This is a genomic window from Aeromonas sp. S13(2024) (assembly GCF_041402405.1).
Taxonomy (GTDB): Bacteria; Pseudomonadota; Gammaproteobacteria; order Enterobacterales; family Aeromonadaceae; genus Aeromonas; species Aeromonas veronii.
Genome location: NZ_JBGLRA010000003.1, coordinates 241,698 through 258,330, shown reverse-complemented (window position 1 = coordinate 258,330; position 16,633 = coordinate 241,698). Strand labels below are relative to the sequence as shown.

General features: G+C 60.3%; 16 protein-coding genes. 8 read left to right on the top strand and 8 right to left on the bottom strand.

From position 1 onward, the window contains the following. Positions 1-295 precede the first annotated feature (295 nt). Both gabT and ACB042_RS06885 read right to left on the bottom strand, forming a co-directional pair. Entirely contained in the window at positions 296-1,585 is a 1,290-nt protein-coding gene (gene gabT / locus ACB042_RS06890; RefSeq protein ID WP_371178116.1) for a 4-aminobutyrate--2-oxoglutarate transaminase, read from the bottom strand. A gap of 124 nt (positions 1,586-1,709) precedes the next feature. Next, entirely contained in the window at positions 1,710-3,173 is a 1,464-nt protein-coding gene (locus ACB042_RS06885; protein ID WP_371178115.1) for an NAD-dependent succinate-semialdehyde dehydrogenase, read from the bottom strand. A gap of 416 nt (positions 3,174-3,589) precedes the next feature. On the opposite strand from ACB042_RS06885, the gene puuR reads away from it, so the two are divergent. Further along, on the top strand, positions 3,590-4,192 hold the full coding sequence (gene puuR / locus ACB042_RS06880; protein WP_371178114.1) for an HTH-type transcriptional regulator PuuR: 603 nt from the start codon (positions 3,590-3,592) through the stop codon (positions 4,190-4,192). Positions 4,193-4,237: 45 nt separating this feature from the next. Further along, a complete protein-coding gene (locus ACB042_RS06875; protein WP_040096050.1) occupies positions 4,238-5,515 on the top strand; it encodes an FAD-binding oxidoreductase in 1,278 nt (425 codons plus the stop codon). A 127-nt stretch (positions 5,516-5,642) separates the two neighbouring features. On the opposite strand, the gene ACB042_RS06870 is transcribed toward ACB042_RS06875, so the two are convergent. The 3 genes from ACB042_RS06870 to ACB042_RS06860 all read right to left on the bottom strand — a co-directional run bounded on the left by ACB042_RS06870 (position 5,643) and on the right by ACB042_RS06860 (position 6,708). Continuing rightward, positions 5,643-5,891 (bottom strand): DUF3297 family protein, encoded by a 249-nt coding sequence (locus tag ACB042_RS06870; RefSeq protein WP_005338226.1) that lies wholly within the window; start codon positions 5,889-5,891, stop codon positions 5,643-5,645. 112 nt (positions 5,892-6,003) lie between these two features. After that, entirely contained in the window at positions 6,004-6,288 is a 285-nt protein-coding gene (locus ACB042_RS06865; RefSeq protein ID WP_371178113.1) for a GNAT family N-acetyltransferase, read from the bottom strand. A gap of 138 nt (positions 6,289-6,426) precedes the next feature. Further along, entirely contained in the window at positions 6,427-6,708 is a 282-nt protein-coding gene (locus ACB042_RS06860) for a putative quinol monooxygenase (RefSeq protein WP_144716112.1), read from the bottom strand. Positions 6,709-7,235: 527 nt separating this feature from the next. On the opposite strand from ACB042_RS06860, the gene ACB042_RS06855 reads away from it, so the two are divergent. The 6 genes from ACB042_RS06855 to ACB042_RS06830 all read left to right on the top strand — a co-directional run bounded on the left by ACB042_RS06855 (position 7,236) and on the right by ACB042_RS06830 (position 13,218). Next, positions 7,236-9,251: a reprolysin-like metallopeptidase gene (locus tag ACB042_RS06855; RefSeq protein WP_323930260.1), complete on the top strand. Its 2,016-nt coding sequence runs from the start codon at positions 7,236-7,238 to the stop codon at positions 9,249-9,251. After that, entirely contained in the window at positions 9,248-9,571 is a 324-nt protein-coding gene (locus tag ACB042_RS06850; protein ID WP_144716110.1) for a hypothetical protein, read from the top strand. The genes ACB042_RS06855 and ACB042_RS06850 overlap by 4 nt, the downstream gene beginning before the upstream one ends. A gap of 171 nt (positions 9,572-9,742) precedes the next feature. Further along, complete coding sequence (gene pdxH, locus ACB042_RS06845; protein WP_144716109.1) at positions 9,743-10,381, top strand: pyridoxamine 5'-phosphate oxidase; 639 nt, start codon at positions 9,743-9,745, stop codon at positions 10,379-10,381. A gap of 36 nt (positions 10,382-10,417) precedes the next feature. After that, positions 10,418-11,032: a glutathione S-transferase family protein gene (locus tag ACB042_RS06840; RefSeq protein WP_371178112.1), complete on the top strand. Its 615-nt coding sequence runs from the start codon at positions 10,418-10,420 to the stop codon at positions 11,030-11,032. Then, positions 11,032-12,672 carry a GNAT family N-acetyltransferase gene (locus ACB042_RS06835; protein ID WP_371178111.1) on the top strand — a complete coding sequence of 547 codons (1,641 nt, stop codon included), beginning with the start codon at positions 11,032-11,034 and terminating at the stop codon, positions 12,670-12,672. Before ACB042_RS06840 ends, ACB042_RS06835 begins: the two co-directional genes overlap by 1 nt. Positions 12,673-12,678: 6 nt before the next feature. Next, on the top strand, positions 12,679-13,218 hold the full coding sequence (locus ACB042_RS06830; protein WP_005353625.1) for a GNAT family N-acetyltransferase: 540 nt from the start codon (positions 12,679-12,681) through the stop codon (positions 13,216-13,218). A gap of 96 nt (positions 13,219-13,314) precedes the next feature. Here the strand turns inward: ACB042_RS06830 and ACB042_RS06825 are convergent, their stop codons facing one another. The 3 genes from ACB042_RS06825 to purB form a co-directional block, all read right to left on the bottom strand. Beyond that, the gene (locus tag ACB042_RS06825) at positions 13,315-13,728 is read right to left on the bottom strand and encodes a hypothetical protein (RefSeq protein WP_151285804.1); all 414 of its coding nucleotides are present in this window, start codon (positions 13,726-13,728) and stop codon (positions 13,315-13,317) included. A 183-nt stretch (positions 13,729-13,911) separates the two neighbouring features. Further along, on the bottom strand, positions 13,912-15,042 hold the full coding sequence (locus ACB042_RS06820; RefSeq protein WP_371178110.1) for a JmjC domain-containing protein: 1,131 nt from the start codon (positions 15,040-15,042) through the stop codon (positions 13,912-13,914). 139 nt (positions 15,043-15,181) lie between these two features. Next, the gene (purB, locus tag ACB042_RS06815; RefSeq protein ID WP_064340945.1) at positions 15,182-16,552 is read right to left on the bottom strand and encodes an adenylosuccinate lyase; all 1,371 of its coding nucleotides are present in this window, start codon (positions 16,550-16,552) and stop codon (positions 15,182-15,184) included. Between the last annotated feature and the right edge of the window lie 81 nt (positions 16,553-16,633).

The window sequence follows — 16,633 nt, the reverse complement described above, 5'->3', positions numbered from 1 at the left end:
AAGGGCGCCAGGGCGGCGCACACCGGCCATGGCCGGTTGGAAAGCATTGAGATGCCCCATGTTGTTCCTCACTAGACTTGGTGTCGGGAGACTGCTGCCAATCTCGCTATCTTTTCCGGGGGTGATCCGGCCTCGTTTATGGGTTTGTTCACTGTCTAAAAAAGAACCGATGCCATTGTTTTACATCGGTTCTTTCAGTGGCGGCGCATTGTGCATTTGCAGGGCCCCCTTGACAAGAAAAAAAGGGGGCAAAATTGCATTTATTTGCACAGGTAAGTGGTCACTTTCCTGCTGGTCAGGCCAGCACGGCCTCCAGTGATTTTTCAAGGAGTTGCAGCCCCTCGTCAATCACTGCCGCAGGGGCTGTCAGGGGGGCGAGAAAACGGATGACATTTGCGCGCACCCCGCATGAGAGCAGGACCAGACCCCGTTTGCCCGCCTCGGCCACCAGTCGCTTGGTAAGGTCGGGATCAGGCTGACTGGCATCACGCCGTTTCACCAGCTCCATGGCCACCATGGCACCGGGGCCGCGAATTTGACCTATGCAGTCAAAACGCTCGGCTATGCGTTCCAGCCCCGCCTTGATCTGATCCCCCTGATCCAGCGCTTTCTGGTTGAGTTTTTCCTCGTCGATCACCTGCAAGACCGCCAGCGCGGCGGCGCAGGCGATGGGGGAACCGGCATAGGTGCCACCCAGGCCCCCCGGCTTGGCCGAGTTCATGATCTCCGCCTTGCCCACCACGGCGGAGAGGGGGAAGCCACCCGCCAGACTCTTGGCCAGGGTCATGATGTCCGGCTCGATGCCGGCATACTCGGTGGCGAAGGTCTTGCCGGTGCGACAGAAGCCGCTCTGGATCTCGTCGCAGATGAGCAGAATGCCGTGCTGGTCGCAGATGCTGCGCAGCTTCTGCATAAAGCTCGGGGAGGCGGGATAGAAGCCCCCTTCTCCCTGTACCGGCTCGATGATGATGGCGGCAACCCTGCTCGGCTCGATATCGGCGCTGAAGCAGAGCTCGAGGGCGTGCAGGGCATCCTCTTCACTCACCCCAAGATAATCGGCGGGGAAGGGGATGTGGTAGACCTCCCCCGGGAAGGGGCCAAAGCCGGTCTTGTAGGGCACTACCTTGCCGGTGAGCGCCATGCCCATCATGGTGCGGCCGTGAAAGCCCCCCTTGAAGGCGATGGTGCCGCTGCGACCGGTGTGGGCGCGGGCAATCTTGATGGCGTTCTCGACCGCTTCGGCGCCGGTGGAGAGAAACAGGGTGCGCTTCGGGGTCGGGCCGGGCACCAGGGCATTGAGCTTCTCGGCAAGCTCGATATAGCCTGGGTAGGGGGTGACCTGAAAGCAGGTGTGGCTGAATTTTTCCAGCTGCTCGCGCACCGCCGCCACCACTTTGGGGTGGTTGTGACCGGTGTTGAGCACGGCGATGCCGGAGGCAAAGTCGATGTAGCGGTTGCCCTCCACATCCCACAGCTCGGCATTTTGCGCTCGGTCGATAAAGACCGGCAGCAGGGTGCCAACGCCATTGACCACTGATGCTTCGCGGCGCGCTTGCCACGCCTTGTTTGATTCTGACTGACTCATCTTTCCTCCCTGAGGGGCCGCAGCCCCCGATATTCCCTGAAAATGTGGCAGGCGTTTTGGCGCCCATCACCGCCGATCAGCCCATCGGGCCAGATCGGCGGCGCCTTGTCTCTCTGTTGCTGCCCTAGCGAATGGCGCCAAAGCAGAGGTATTTGGTCTCCAGATACTCCTCCAGCCCCTCGGCGGCCCCTTCCCGGCCCAACCCCGACTCCTTGATCCCGCCAAAGGGGGCCAGCTCGGTCGAGATGATCCCCTCGTTGATGCCGACCATGCCGTATTCAAGCTGCTCGGCGACGCGCCAGACACGGGCGATATCGCGGCCATAGAAGTAGGCGGCGAGCCCATAAGGGGTATCGTTAGCCAGCGCGATGGCTTCAGCTTCCGTCTCGAAGCGCACCAGCGGGGCGACCGGGCCGAAGATCTCCTCCTGCAGGATGGGGTTGGTTTTATCCACCTTGCCCAAAATGGTGGGTTGGTAGAAGAGGGGGCCGGCGGGGTGAGCTTCGCCCCCCAGCAGCACTTCGGCACCGGCGGCGACCGATTGTTGCACCAGCTCGGCCACCTTGCTGGCGGCGGCGGGGTTGATGAGCGGGCCGATCTGGGTGCCTTCCGCCATGCCATCCCCCACCTTGAAGGCCTTGACGGCGGCAGTCAGCTTCTCAGCGAAGGCGTCATAGACGCTGGCCTGCACCAGAATCCGGTTGGCGCAGACGCAGGTCTGCCCGGCGTTGCGGTATTTGGAGGCGAGCGCCCCGGCCACCGCGGCATCGAGGTCGGCGTCGTCAAAGACGATAAAGGGGGCGTTGCCACCCAGCTCCAGCGACAGCTTCTTCATGGTGTCGGCGCACTGGCGCATCAGCAGCTTGCCGATACGGGTGGAGCCGGTGAAGGAGAGCTTGCGCACCACCGGATTGCTGCACAGCTCATTGCCCACCGCGCTCGCCTGATGGCTGGTGACGATATTGATGACACCGGCGGGAATGCCCGCCTGCTCGGCAAGCAGTGCCAGTGCCAGCGCGCAGAGCGGGGTCTCGGCGGCGGGTTTGATGACGATAGTGCAACCGGCGGCCAGCGCCGGGCCCGCCTTGCGGGTGATCATGGCAATGGGGAAGTTCCACGGGGTGATGGCTGCGACCACCCCGACCGGCTGCTTGATGGTGGCCAACCGGCGATCGCCGCTAAAGCCCGGAATGGTGCGGCCATAGGCGCGCTTGCCCTCCTCGGCGAACCACTGGATAAAGCTGGCGCCGTAAGCCACCTCGCCCTTTGCTTCCGCCAGTGGCTTGCCCTGCTCGCAGGTCATGATGCGGGCCAGCTCGTCGCTGTGGGCGGTGATGGCGGCAAACCAGGCGTAGAGCTTGTTGCTGCGCTCCTTGGCGGTCAGCGCTGCCCAGGCGGGTTGCGCCGCGTGGGCGGCCGCGATGGCGCGGCGGGTATCCTCGGCATCCATGTCGGGCACCTGGGTAATGACGGCACCGCTGGCGGGGTTGGTGACCTCGAAGGTGCGGCCGCTGGCGGCCTCGCACCACTGTCCATCTATATAGGCGCGGGATGTGATCAAGCTGGAGTGGGATGTTGTTCCTGACATGAGAAGCCTCGAGTGTGGGTCAGAGCAGCTGGTTGCCGGAGTGAGCCGACCCTTCCTGCGCCGCTGCCGTATAAAATAATAAGCACAGGAAGACCATAATTTGAGCTGAAATGTTTTTCAAGTGTTAAATATATTTGAATTGCTGGGGGGCGCCATGCTAGAAAATGGGCTGTGTAGCGCGCTTTCTCCGGTTCGCTTGCAGGCTGCAAGTGGGCAGATGACCGGGGGATGGTAAATCAGGTGTGCAAAATAATGAACGGTTTCGCTGTGTAACATAGTGAACGGCAAGGGAAAGCTGGTCGGCTATTTTAACCAGCAGGGTAAACAGGCAGCGCCTGATCCGATGCGATCACGCGCAAGCAGGAGAGGCTGATGATGCAAGGATGCAGAGATAGCGCAGCAAGAGGCGGCTTGCGGTGAGCGGGCCACAGAGCCGGGAGGGCGTGGCTCGACCGTTGAGTGCTGCTCACGCTGGGGCGCGCACCATGGGGGAACGGCTGGCGGCGGTACGCCATCAGCTGGGGCTCTCCCAGCGGCGAGCGGCCGAGTTGAGCGGACTGACCCACGGTGCCATCTGCATGATCGAGCAGGACAAGGTGAGCCCCTCGGTCGCCTCCCTGCAAAAGCTGCTCACCATCTACGGCCTGCCGCTGTCGCGCTTCTTCGCCGAGGAGGAGAGCCGTACTCCGGAGGTGGTGATCAAGGTTGATCAGCTGATCGAGCTGGGCAGTCAGGGGGTCTCCCTCAAGCTGGTGCACAACGGCAACAACCGCCGCCAGCTCGGCTTTATGCTGGAGACCTATCCCCCCGGCACCGACACCGGAGGTCAGGTGACCCATCAGGGGGAAGAGGTCGGCACCGTGCTGGAGGGGTCGGTGATCCTGACGGTGGCGGGCCAGAGTTATCAGCTGGAGGCGGGCGACAGCTATGTGATCGACACCGGCGAGCCCCACAGCTTCAGCAATCCGTCGGGGGAGACCTGTCGCATCGTCAGCGCCCACACCCCGGCGAGCTTTTAATCCTGACAGTAGTTTGGCAACCGAACCGGTAAGGAAACAGGGATCATGACCGAACATGTAAACAGTTACTACGCAGCCAGCGCCAATAAACACGCGCCCTATCCGACACTGACCGAACAGCTGGAGTGCGATGTCTGCGTCATCGGGGCGGGCTATACCGGCCTCTCCAGCGCCCTGCATCTGGTAGAAAAGGGCTACAAGGTGGTGGTGCTGGAGGCCGCACGAGTCGGCTTTGGCGCCAGCGGCCGCAACGGCGGCCAGATCGTCAACTCCTACAGCCGCGACATTGACACCATAGAAGCGAACTGCCCGCCGGATCAGGCCAGGCTGCTCGGTTCCATGCTGTTTGAGGGGGGCCAGATCATCCGTGAGCGGATCAAGCGCTACAACATCCAGTGCGATCTGCAGGAGGGGGGCGTCTTTGCCGCCGAGACCGAGAAGCAGTTCCACGAGCTCAAATCCCAATACGCCCGCTGGCAGAAGTGGGGCAACGACCAGCTGGAGCTGCTCGATGCCAAAGGCGTGCGCGAGGTGGTCGCGAGCGATCGCTATGTCGGCGCCCTGCTCGACAAGAGCGGCGGCCATATCCACCCCCTCAATCTGGCGTTGGGGGAGGCGGAAGCCATCCGCATCCAGGGGGGGCAGATCTTCGAACAATCAGCCGTCACCAGCATCACCCCGGGTCAACCAGCACTAGTCAAGACCGCCAAGGGGGCGGTGAAGGCGCGCTTTGTGGTGGTGGCGGGCAATGCCTACCTCGGCAATCTGGTGCCGGAACTGGCCAGCAAGAGCATGCCCTGCGGTACCCAGGTGATCGCCACCGAGGTGCTGGGAGAGGAGCGGGCCCGTTCACTGCTGCCGCAGAACTACTGTCTGGAGGATTGCAACTACCTGCTCGACTACTACCGTACCTCTGGCGATCACCGGCTGCTCTATGGCGGCGGCGTGGTCTATGGGGCGCGGGATCCGGCGGATATCGAGCGGCTGATCATCCCCAAGATGCTTAAGACTTTCCCGCAGCTGGCCGACGTCAAGGTGGAGTACACCTGGACCGGCAACTTCCTGCTCACCCTGTCACGGCTGCCGCAGTTTGGTCGCATCGGCCCCAACATTTACTACATGCAGGGCTACAGCGGCCACGGCGTCACCTGTACCCATCTGGCTGGCAAGCTGCTCTCCGAGGTGCTGAGCGGTCAGGCGGAGCGCTTCGATGCCTTTGCCAAACTGCCGCACTACCCCTTCCCGGGTGGTCGGTTGTTCCGCATCCCCTTCACCGCCGCGGGCGCCGCCTGGTACACCCTGCGCGACCGCTTGGGGGTATAAGAGCTGCCCAGCGAGAAATGTGGGCTGGTGGTTGCCGCTTAGATAACGCTGACGCCAGCACCAATACCGGAAACAACAAGGCCACCGCGAAGGTGGCCTTGTTGTTTATCAAGCAGCAGCGCACTGATTAGCTGTAGAAGGCTTCAACGGTGCCTTTGAGCTTGATCAGGATGGGCTGACCACGGCGATCCAGCGCCTTGGGGGAGGGGATCTTCACCCAACCTTCGCTGATGCAGTACTCCTCGACATCGGTGCGCTCTTTGCCGTTCAGGCGAATACCGATCGGGTGCTCGAAGCAGGCGGCCACATAGTGAGGGCTGCGGGGATTGCAGGAGAGGTGATCCGGCAGAGCCGGTTTGGTGCTGGTATCGCTCATCGATATAACCCGAAATGAATAAAAAGTGGGTCATTGTAGAGAATGCCGTCATGGCATTCAAGGCGGCCACAAAACAGGCAAAGCGTGCTCTCCATCGCTATGGGCGGCCCGTTTATCCTCGTTGCCAATGCATCACCAGCTCGGGGCGGCCGCTATGCTCGCACAACTGCTGCTCACCCTCTTTGAAACCGTTGCGGCAATAGAAGCGCCGCGCCTGCTCATTTTCGGCGTAAACCGTCAACTCGAGCCGGTCATATTGGGCTTTGAGGTGTTCGAGCAGTTGGCGACCCAACCCGTGTGATTGGTGAGTTGGGGAGATAAACAGGGCGGCAACAGAGCCCTGATACCAGAGCTCGACGGCGGCATCCAGATCGGTTGTTAATAATGGGCGGATCATAGTGGCCTTAATAACAAAGAGTGGAAGTAACGCAGGCTCGATAAGCGCAGCGTAATCGGGGATTCGCGGTAGCGAGAGGGGGGAGAGTTCTGCGCCACTCCCGGTTCACCACCTTGGCCAAAATGACAAGGCTGTGATTTATGCAATCCCTGTTACCGTATAGTGTCGCTCGACATTGACGGTTATTTTCCCCCAGCGGGAGGATTTGACTCTGGCTTGGTGCGCTTGAAAAGCCGCCTCATCAACAAACTCTTCGTATACATCGAATCGACAGGGATTGAGAGGATCTTGAGTCACCTTAAAGATCAGGCAGCCGGTTTCCGCACGAGTTAAACAGATATGGGCATCAAGCCCACTCTTGACTATTGTAAGCTCGGAGAGAGGCACAATAATAAATCCCTGTAAAATCACTTTGCCCACATTATATCCCTTAATTTATATTAATGGTTTTTACTGCTCGTGGTTTATATTTTTGTGCGATTTACTTCAGTATTCAAGGTGGAGACAACATTCACCTCGACAGAGTATTTGTACCAATTTCTGTGGATCGCAGTCATTTTATATTCAGTTTGGATAGTGTTTTTATAACCTCATTATGGTATTCACATGCAGGTGTTTATTTAAAGTTAATAAAAGATGGTGATTAATTCGAAATAGAGCCATGTGGTTTATGTATCTAAGTTTATTTGTTCTATGAACAGTTATGTGATTTAGCAATAAAAATACTTATTTGTCTATTTTAACTAAAAAGGTAGAGATAGCTTTCTTGTCAAGAGATGTATTCTAAAATTGACCAAAATGCGCAATGATAGGGGGGCGAGGTTGGCGCAACACTCCCACTCGGGAATGGTGGAAAGGGTTGCTTCAGCTTTGTATTGATGTGGCCGAATAAAAATAAAGTACAGGCCGCAATTCAGGCGATTGCATTAATACAAGGACTAAAAACAATGCATGTGACGAAATACTCTAGGGTGGCCTTGCTGGTTTCCAGCATGCTGGGCTCAACCAGCCTGATGGCCAGCGAATGGAGCACGGTTGCCGCCAGAGCAACAGCAGACGAGGGTTATGAGGTACGGGCTCATCAGTTCCGGGTCGCCAAGGTGCCGCTCGACTATTTTACCGGGTTGCAAGCGGGGGCCAGCAAGCTGACCTTGCCACTGCCTGATGGGGGGGAGGTTACCTTTGCACTGGAAGCTTACAATGTACTGCCCGCAGACCTTGCAGCCAAGTATCCTCAGATCCGCACCTTCAAGGGGTACAACCCGGCTCATCCAGTCAATACCGGACGCTTCGATCTGGGGCCGCAAGGTTTCCACGCCATGTTCAGCCATCAGGGCAAGATGGTGTTTGTCGATCCGCTGCGCAATGCCGAGGGGTATGCAGTTTACTACCAGCAGGATGCCTACAGCCGACTGGAAGAAGACGCCGACAAGGTGATCGGGGCTGACGCCAAAACGTTGGCTCGCAAGGTGCAAGTGGATGGTAATGTTCGCAAACGTTACACCATCGCTATCTCGGCCGCAGGTGAGTACACCCAATATCATGGCGGCTCCCAAGTGCTGGCCCTGGCGGCCATTACTACCCTGCTCAACCGGGTCAACGAGGTGTACCAGCGAGATGTGGGGGCCGAGTTCGTGCTGGCCAGCGGCAACGATTCTGTGATTTTTACCGATCCGGTAACAGACCCTTTCTACAACGGCGATAACCCTGACTACGTGAGCGGCGTGAGCAGCATCTATGAGGCTGATGACACCAGCAAGAACGTCCTGGTACAGGGAGAAGCCTTCGCCAATGGTGAGCTGGGCGCATTCGATATCGGGCATGTGGTCAATACCGGGGGAGGTGGCCTGGCCGGGCTCGGCGTGCTGTGCACCGCGGACAAGTCGGCCGGGATGACGGGCTCCGATAAGCCGGTGGGGGATGCCTTCTTTATCGACTACGTGGCTCACGAGATCGGCCACCAGTTTGGTGCCGACCACACCTTCAACGGTACCACTGGCAGTTGCGGCGGTGGCAACCGGGAGGCGGCACAAGCCTGGGAGCCGGGCAGCGGTACTTCCATCATGGCCTATGCCGGGATCTGCGGGGATGAGAACATCCAGCCCCACAGCGATCCCTATTTTCACAGCAAATCTATCGAGCAGATGCGGGCGCACATGGCGACCGTGCCGGCCTGTGGCACCACCCTGAATCTCGTCAACAACACGCCCCAGGCGGTGGCCGGAGCCAGCTATATCATTCCCGCCAACACGCCGTTCGTGCTCAAGGGGGCCGGCGCCGATTTGGACAAGGATCCCCTTACCTACACTTGGGAGCAGATTGATCTGGGTGACCCGTCCAGCAGTGCTCTTGACATGATCGATGACGGCTCCCGTCCGTTGTTCCGCTTCGTGTCGCCGACCGGCTCGCCGGAGCGGATTTTGCCGAGCTTGCCATCCCTGCTCTCAGGCTCGCTCGCCAAGGGCGAGGCATGGCCCACCACTAACCGGGATCTCAATTTCCGATTGACGGTGCGTGACGGCAAGGGCGGTGTCGCCAGCGACGATATGAAGGTCCAGGTGATCAACACTGGCAGTGCCTTCCGGTTGACCGCCCCGATTGGGGTGGCATTGACGCCGGGGGCAAGCCTGGCTGTCAGCTGGGATGTGGCCGGCACCACACTGGCGCCGATCAGCTGCAGCAAGGTAGACCTGTTCATCACCCAAAACGAGGGAACCAGCTGGAGCAGTCTGGCGGTCAGCCAGCCCAACAGCGGCGCCGCCACTGTCACCCTGCCGGCGGATCTGGCCAGCTCTGCCCGCCTGAAGGTGGCCTGCAGCGACAACATCTTCTTCGCGATCAGTCCCTCCAAGCTGCCGGTTGTCCAAAGCGGCGGCAGCTCGGGCGGTAGCGGCGGCGGTGGTGCCCTCGGTCTCTGGACTCTGGCGCTGGCCCTGCTGGGTTGGCAACGGAGGCGCGGATGAGGGTTGGCTGGCTGATGCTGGTGTCCCTGCTTGGCGGCTGTCAGGCCGATGCCGATACTCTGGAGCAGGCGGTCAGCGCCAGCCTGGCAAAGCAGGATTACCGGTTGATCGTGCGGGCCGGGCGCGGCGAGGTGGTGCCCGGCATCGCGCCGGAGCAGCAGGCCTCGGCCAAGGCGCGCTGCGGTGTGCGCTACCTCGACGGTCTGGGGGATGTCATCAAGCCCGGACAGGAAGAGGCCCAGGCCAAGCTGGCGGCCTACGCGGCCGATTACAACCGGCGCATGCTGGCGCATTGTCCTGCTGTCGCTGGCAGGCAATAAGCCTGCGCGTACCAAGATCGTGCGAAGGGTATATCAAGGAGGGAGGCGTGAGCCTCCCTCTTTTTTTGCAGCAGCCATTTGCTGGTCACAAGGCTTGTACCCATGGCGTGCTCGTCGCACAATGCCAGCACGCATGGCCGCATGGGCGGCAAAGAGAGAAGGAAAATCAAGATGATGGATGTTGCTGATCTGCGCCGTGAGTATACCCGTGGCGGGCTGCATCGGGCCGATCTGCCGGCCGAGCCGCTGGCGCTGTTCGAGAAGTGGTTGGCGCAGGCTTGTGAGGCCAAACTGACCGATCCCACCGCCATGGTGGTGGCGACGGTGGATGCCGATGGTCAGCCCTGGCAGCGCACTGTGCTGCTCAAGCACTACGATGTCCAGGGGATGGTCTTTTACACCAACATGGGTAGCCGCAAGGCGCAGCAGCTGGAAGGCAATCCCCGTATCAGCCTGCTCTTCCCCTGGCACACGCTGGACAGGCAGGTTCACGTGACCGGTCGGGTGGAGAAGATGAGCACTTTCGAGGTGATGAAGTATTTCCACAGCCGTCCCAAGGACAGCCAGATCGCTGCCTGGGTCTCCAAACAGTCGACCCGCATCTCGGCCCGCGGCGTGCTGGAGGCCAAGTTCCTCGAGCTCAAGCAGAAGTTTGCCAATGGCGAAGTGCCGCTGCCGAGCTTCTGGGGCGGATTCAGAGTTGTGATCGAGACGGTGGAGTTCTGGCAGGGGGGCGAGCACCGGCTGCACGACCGCTTCTACTACACCCGCGAAGGGGATGGCTGGCACATTGAGCGCCTGGCTCCCTGATCGCGCTGTTCAAATCTGTTTTCACAAGGAGTGTGCATGCGTCTGTATGGTGATCTGCGTTCCGGCAACTGTTACAAGGTGTGGCTGCTGGCCCGCTGGCTGGAGTTGCCCCTTGAGTGGGTTGAGGTGGATATTCAGGCGGGGGATACCCATATCCCCGCATTTCTGGCCATGAACCCCAACGGCAAGATCCCGGTGCTGGAGATTGGCCAGGGCGATACACTGGCGGAATCCAACGCCATCCTCTTCTATCTGGGGCAAGGCAGTGCCTTGTGGCCAACCGATCCGCGCCTGCAGGCCGAGGTGCTCAAATGGATGTTCTTTGAGCAGTACAGCCATGAGCCCTACATCGCGGTGGCCCGCTTTATCGTTCACTATCTCGGCCGACCCGAGTCGCAGGAGGCGCGGCTCGACGGTCTGAAAGCCGGTGGCGAGAAGGCGCTGGCGGTAATGGAGCAGCAGCTGAAACAGAGCCCCTACCTGTGCGGTGATGCGCCGACCATCGCCGATATCGCCCTTTATGCCTACACCCATGTGGCAGAGGAGGGGATCTTCTCTCTGCAGGGGTGGCCCGCTATCCGTAGCTGGATCGCCCGTATCGAAGCCCATCCCCGTCACCTGACGCTGCCAGCGGCCTGTCAGGCCAGCTGATGGAACTGCTGATCGAGGCCAGTCTGTGGCAACCGCAGTGGGCTGCGCTGTTGCTGCACTGGCAGCAGCAAGGTCATCGCTGGCACCTGCTGCTCGGCAAAGAGGCGGCCGCCGCCCTCGATCAAACCGATGCTCCCTGGGCGAGCAGTCCTCCTGACGGGGTGCTCTGCCCGGGGGCTCTGCTGGCTGCCTGGCTCGATGGGGATCTGCTGGCGGATTTTCATGTTGATCCCAGCCGCCAGGTTCTGATCAGTGCCTCTACCTCCCTATTGACCCTCGCCAAGGAGCAGGGACTGCTCACCCTTGGCTCTGTGGGGGCCGATCTGCCGCTCACCCCCGAGGCTGATTTGGGCGCCGTGCTCAATCGCCTGCTGGCGCGCCGCGTGACGGTGCCGACCCTGGCTGAGGGGCATTCGCTATCAGGTGTCGTATTGCGACAACTGCAGGCCGACGATGAGCGCGAGATAGTGCGCTACTGCAGCGACGAGGCGCTGGCGCGCTACACCCTCAATATTCCTCACCCCTATCCGCCGGAGGGGGCCCGCGACTGGCTGGCGCTCAGCTGGCGCAAGGCGGCGCTTGGCCTTGGCTGGAGCTGGGCCATCACCTTGCCAGAGGAGCAAGGTGCGGCGTTGCTTGGGGTGATCTCCCTGCACTGGAATGGCGAGCTCGCCTGGTGGGTGGGCGTGCCCTGGCAAAATCGCGGTCTGGCGACCCGGGCAGCAAGCTTGGTCAAAGCGTTCGCCTTTGCCCAACTGCAACTGCCTGCGCTGACGGCTCGCCATATGCCAGACAATTTAGCCTCCGGCCGGGTGATGGCAAAACTGGGGATGTACTATCGCGGGCGGCGCCATATCAGTGGTCGCCAGCCGTGCGAGGTGAGCTACTGGCGACTGGATCGCGCACCCTCCTTACCCAATCCCTTGGCCGAGGAGATTGCCTGCTGGCTGGCAGATGAGCGGATCGCTGTGGTGATCCTGTGGGATCCTGTAACGTTGGATCGGCAGAGTGCCAACGGCAAGCTGGCCATCTCGCTCTTTGTGGATGAGAGGGGCGCGGGGGAGGAGCCCTGTTTTCTGCGTTGCTCACCGCATCTTGAGAGGTTGCTGGCGCTGCACTGTTATCCCGTCGATCTGCTGGAGCAGGCCGAACCGGAGCAGTTGTCCCATCTTGGCGGCGTCTTGCTGAAAGACAGGGATGAACAGGGGCTGGCGTGGTTGCTGCAACTGGCCGCGCTGCAGCGTCAAGGGCCCGAGCTGCTCAGCCGCGAGGAGCGCGCATCACGGCGCCACTGGTTCAAACAATTGATGGCGCAGGCGCTGGGCGGCAACGGTGATTCTTCGCAGATACGCTATCAGCAGTTACGGCTGCTGGTGGAGCTGCCGGAGCTGGTCGACGAGCTGGATGGCTGTTGGCATCAAACGCCCGAACTGACCTTTGAGCGGTTGGCGCGGGAGGCTCCCGCCCTCTGGCTGGCCTACCACGAGGCGATGAACAGGGTCACCCCGGCTACGCTAACCGCCTTGCAGCAGCAGTTTGCAGCTCGTTTTCCTGAGTGCACCCTCCCATTTTTGGACAAAGGTACTCAGAATGACCAGCCGTTGTGTGGAATAATGCCCGCTCTGCTGTACGAGGAGTAATACCTGATGTTGAGAACCGAGCGCCCCGGTGACATGCTGCCGGTTTATGAGCTGCTGAGTGCCGCCTTCGGTCGTTCCGATGAGGCCGAACTGGTCAACCGCCTGCGCGAATGTGGCGCTGCCGTGGTGACCATGGTCGAAGAGGAAGAGTACGAGTTCATGGGGCACCTGATGCTAAGCCCGATCACCATTAACGGCATGGAAGGGCCCTGGCTCGGTCTGGCGCCGGTCGCGGTTCATCCCGACTGGCAAGGCCAGGGGATTGGCTCGGATCTTATCCGTGAAGGGCTTGATACGGCGCTCGAAATGGACTGGAAAGGGGTGGTTGTACTTGGGGATCCGGCCTATTACAGCCGTTTCGGTTTCCGCCCGGCTAGCGAGTTTGGCCTGCACTGCATCTATGAGGTGCCTGCCGACTGCTTTATGGCGATGGAGCTGCAGGAGCGCGGTTTTGCGGGTGTGCAGGGTGAGGTGCTCTATCACCCCCTGTTTGATGAACTCCCCGACGAGCTGCCGGATGCGCAGGCAGAAGAGTCCCATTTATAGCGAGACGTCGCAGCGACAAGCTATAACGAAAAAGCCCTCATTGAGGGCTTTTTCATCTTGTATTGATCCCTGCCGGGCTAATTCGAGCAAATTGGCTCAGGCAATGATGTCGAGCTGGGTGCCCTTGCGATTATCTTCGCCCACCATGTCACCCATCTGCTGGGCGAGCGGGCTCTGCTGGAATTGCATGTAGTCGCTGAGATTCTGCTGGCGCTGGTAGCGAGTCGCAGCCTGATACATATCAGCCGTGCTCGGGCCCGACTTGCTGTCGCTCTCCTGACCGCTGGCCTCCAGGTAGCGCTCCACCACGGCTTTATCTTGCTGGTTAGCCGTATAAGAGACCGCCAGGGTTCTGCGAGCCGTTGCTTTCTCCTCGCTCTGTGCCTGCAATTCATCCTTCTTGGTCAGTGCTTCGTTACGGGCCTGACTGACCTGCTCGGGTGTGACAGCGGGAGAGGAGGGGTATTTGCCGTAATCAGGCAGCGGCATGGGCCTGGAGGTGATTTGCATGGTGGCGCTTCTCTTTTGAACAGGGACGGACGCATGATACCCATCGATCTTAGTTCAATAAATCACCACTTGTCGGTTCATCAAGAGTGGGTTCAGTTTCGCGCATCGATTGTTAATTGAACCGCATCTGAGTGACAAAAAGGGCGCCATAAGACGCCTTTTTATCCTTCAGTTACCGCCGGATCAGTTGAAGAACCAGTAACCGCGGTTGACCAGACGGGTCAGCAGTTGCAGGAAACCGGCCTGATCGGCCAGCTCCACCATGTCGGCCTGAGTGATGATGTCCTTGTCGCACAGGAGCGAAATGGCTGCCGCGTCTTCGCTCTGCAGCGTCCAGGCTTCGCCGTCGATGAAACACTGCTGGCTCTGGCCGCTAAACCAGACGGTGCGCAGACCCGGCACCTTGATGGCAGGTTCGCCCTGGGTCAGCAGGTCGGCTACCTCCTCGGCGCTGTAGTCCGGCTCGACCGGATTGACGTCCAGATCGTGCTTGGCCTCGGAGATCATGGTGCCGAACCACTCCTTGAACAGGGTCTCGTCATCGAGGGCCTGCTGCATCAGCTCGCGCAGACGGTGCAGCTCGTGGGGCTGGATCTCGCCGTGACGTGTACGGGGCTTGAGATCGGCATCGCCGTAACGCTCGGTACGCACCTCGTTGTCGATCAGATGATCGGCAAAGGAGGAGATAAGCGCCTTGGCATCTGGTGCGCGGAAACCCACCGAGAAGTTCATGGAGGGCTCGATGGCGTAGCCTTCGTGGGGGAATCCTGGCGGAATGTAGAGGATGTCGCCCGGCTCCATGATGACGTCGATGATCGCCTCGAACGGCTCGCAGTGCAGCAGGGCGGCGTGGGCGGCGAACTCGTTGAGCGGCTTGGCATCGCCAACCCGCCAGTGGCGTTTGCCCAGACCCTGGGTGATAAACACATCGTAATTGTCGATGTGGGGGCCGACACCCGCATGGGGGGTGGAGAAGCTCACCATTACATCGTCAAAGCGCCAGCCCGGAATGAACTGGAACGGCACCGCCAGCTCGTTCACCTCGGGAGCCCAGTGGTTGCAAGCCTGTACCAGAATGGTCCAGTTCTCTTCGCCCAGATGGTCGTAGGATTCGAAGGGGCCGTGGGCAGCATCCCACCTGCCGTCGAAACGGGTGACGAGGCGGGACTCTACCACCTCTTCCATGGCCAGACCCGCCAGCTCGTCCGGGCTGATGGGATCCTGAAAGTCCTTGAAGCCACCCTTGATAAGGAGCGGGCGCTTCTGCCAGTAGTGCTCAAGGAAGTGAGCGATATCCAGATTGAGTTCGTACATGCTGTTTCTCGTGTCTCGCAAAGAGGTTTTGCCCAAGGCGGGCTTGGGAAAAGCCACTCGGGATCCTGCCGTGGCAGGGAAAATAACAGGGGCCCTGTGGCGTATCGTGCACAGGGCCCCTTCGTCACTGCCGGTTGGCTTACTTCAGCAGATCAACCAGACGCTGGGCGTCACCGATGTAGTTGGCCGGGGTCAGCTTCTTCAGCTCGACCTTGACCGCTTCCGGCAACTCCAGGGTGTCGATAAAGGTGCGCATCCCTTCAGCATCGACGCGGCGACCACGGGTCAGCTCCTTGAGCTTCTCGTAAGGCTTCTCGATACCGTAGCGGCGCATCACGGTCTGGATCGGCTCGGCCAGCACTTCCCAGTTGGCATCCAGATCGGCAGCCATGGCGGCGTCGTTGGCTTCCAGCTTGGAGATGCCCTTGAGGGTCGCCTGATAGGCAATCAGGGAGTAACCCACTGCCACACCCAGGTTGCGCAGCACGGTAGAGTCGGTCAGATCACGCTGCCAGCGGGAGATAGGCAGCTTGCTCGCCAGATGCTGGAACACGGCGTTGGCCAGACCCAGATTGCCTTCGGAGTTCTCGAAGTCGATGGGGTTGACCTTGTGCGGCATGGTGGAGGAGCCGATTTCACCGGCGATGGTGCGCTGCTTGAAGTGGCCCAGGGAGATGTAACCCCACACATCGCGGTCGAAGTCGATCAGGATAGTGTTGAAGCGGGCCATGGCGTCGAACAGCTCGGCGATATAGTCGTGCGGCTCGATCTGGGTGGTGTAGGGGTTCCAGGTCAGGCCCAAGGAGGTAACAAACTCCTCGGAGAACTGGTGCCAGTCCACATCCGGGTAGGCGCTGAGGTGGGCGTTGTAGTTGCCGACCGCACCGTTGATCTTGCCGAGGATCTCCACCGCCATGATCTGCTTGAACTGGCGCTCCAGACGGTAGGCGACGTTGGCCATCTCCTTGCCCATGGTGCTCGGGGTCGCCGGCTGGCCGTGGGTGCGGGAGAGCAGCGGCATGTCACGGTACTCGTGAGCCAGACGCTTGAGCTCGCCGATCAGCTTCTCGCAATAAGGCTTGATGACCTCTTCGCGGGCGGTTTTCAGCATCAGACCGTGGGAGTTGTTGTTGATGTCTTCCGAGGTGCAGGCGAAGTGGATGAACTCGCTGACAGCCGCCAGCTCCGGGTTCACTTCGACTTTCTCTTTGAGGAAGTACTCCACCGCTTTCACATCATGGTTGGTGGTGCGCTCGATCTGTTTGATACGGGCGGCGTCACTCTCGTTGAAGTTGCTGACGATGCCGTCGAGCAGGGCGTTGGCGGCCGCGCTCAGGGCAGGGACTTCCGGGATCCCGGCGTGGCTGGCCAGTTTCTGCAACCAGCGAACCTCGACTTCAACGCGAAAACGCAGCAGGCCGAATTCGGAGAAGATAGGGCGCAGGGCATCGGCCTTGTCGCCATAACGACCGTCAATCGGGGAAACAGCAGTCAGCGCGGACAGCTCCATGGGGTGAACTCCTGATGATTGGTGTGGGGGATCCGTATTCACTTGCGCGCCGGTCGGGGTGTATCAAGGCTGATGTGCGGC

Bases quoted from the DNA above. Each gene is read 5' to 3' on its own strand.
- ACB042_RS06840 (WP_371178112.1), top strand. From the start codon at position 10,418: ATGCGTCTGTATGGTGATCTGCGTTCCGGCAACTGTTACAAGGTGTGG.
- ACB042_RS06885 (WP_371178115.1), bottom strand. From the start codon at position 3,173: ATGTCAGGAACAACATCCCACTCCAGCTTGATCACATCCCGCGCCTAT.
- ACB042_RS06820 (WP_371178110.1), bottom strand. From the start codon at position 15,042: ATGTACGAACTCAATCTGGATATCGCTCACTTCCTTGAGCACTACTGG.
- ACB042_RS06850 (WP_144716110.1), top strand. From the start codon at position 9,248: ATGAGGGTTGGCTGGCTGATGCTGGTGTCCCTGCTTGGCGGCTGTCAG.
- ACB042_RS06825 (WP_151285804.1), bottom strand. From the start codon at position 13,728: ATGCAAATCACCTCCAGGCCCATGCCGCTGCCTGATTACGGCAAATAC.
- ACB042_RS06830 (WP_005353625.1), top strand. From the start codon at position 12,679: ATGTTGAGAACCGAGCGCCCCGGTGACATGCTGCCGGTTTATGAGCTG.
- ACB042_RS06875 (WP_040096050.1), top strand. From the start codon at position 4,238: ATGACCGAACATGTAAACAGTTACTACGCAGCCAGCGCCAATAAACAC.
- pdxH (WP_144716109.1), top strand. From the start codon at position 9,743: ATGATGGATGTTGCTGATCTGCGCCGTGAGTATACCCGTGGCGGGCTG.
- purB (WP_064340945.1), bottom strand. From the start codon at position 16,552: ATGGAGCTGTCCGCGCTGACTGCTGTTTCCCCGATTGACGGTCGTTAT.
- gabT (WP_371178116.1), bottom strand. From the start codon at position 1,585: ATGAGTCAGTCAGAATCAAACAAGGCGTGGCAAGCGCGCCGCGAAGCA.
- ACB042_RS06835 (WP_371178111.1), top strand. From the start codon at position 11,032: ATGGAACTGCTGATCGAGGCCAGTCTGTGGCAACCGCAGTGGGCTGCG.
- ACB042_RS06865 (WP_371178113.1), bottom strand. From the start codon at position 6,288: ATGATCCGCCCATTATTAACAACCGATCTGGATGCCGCCGTCGAGCTC.
- ACB042_RS06855 (WP_323930260.1), top strand. From the start codon at position 7,236: ATGCATGTGACGAAATACTCTAGGGTGGCCTTGCTGGTTTCCAGCATG.
- ACB042_RS06870 (WP_005338226.1), bottom strand. From the start codon at position 5,891: ATGAGCGATACCAGCACCAAACCGGCTCTGCCGGATCACCTCTCCTGC.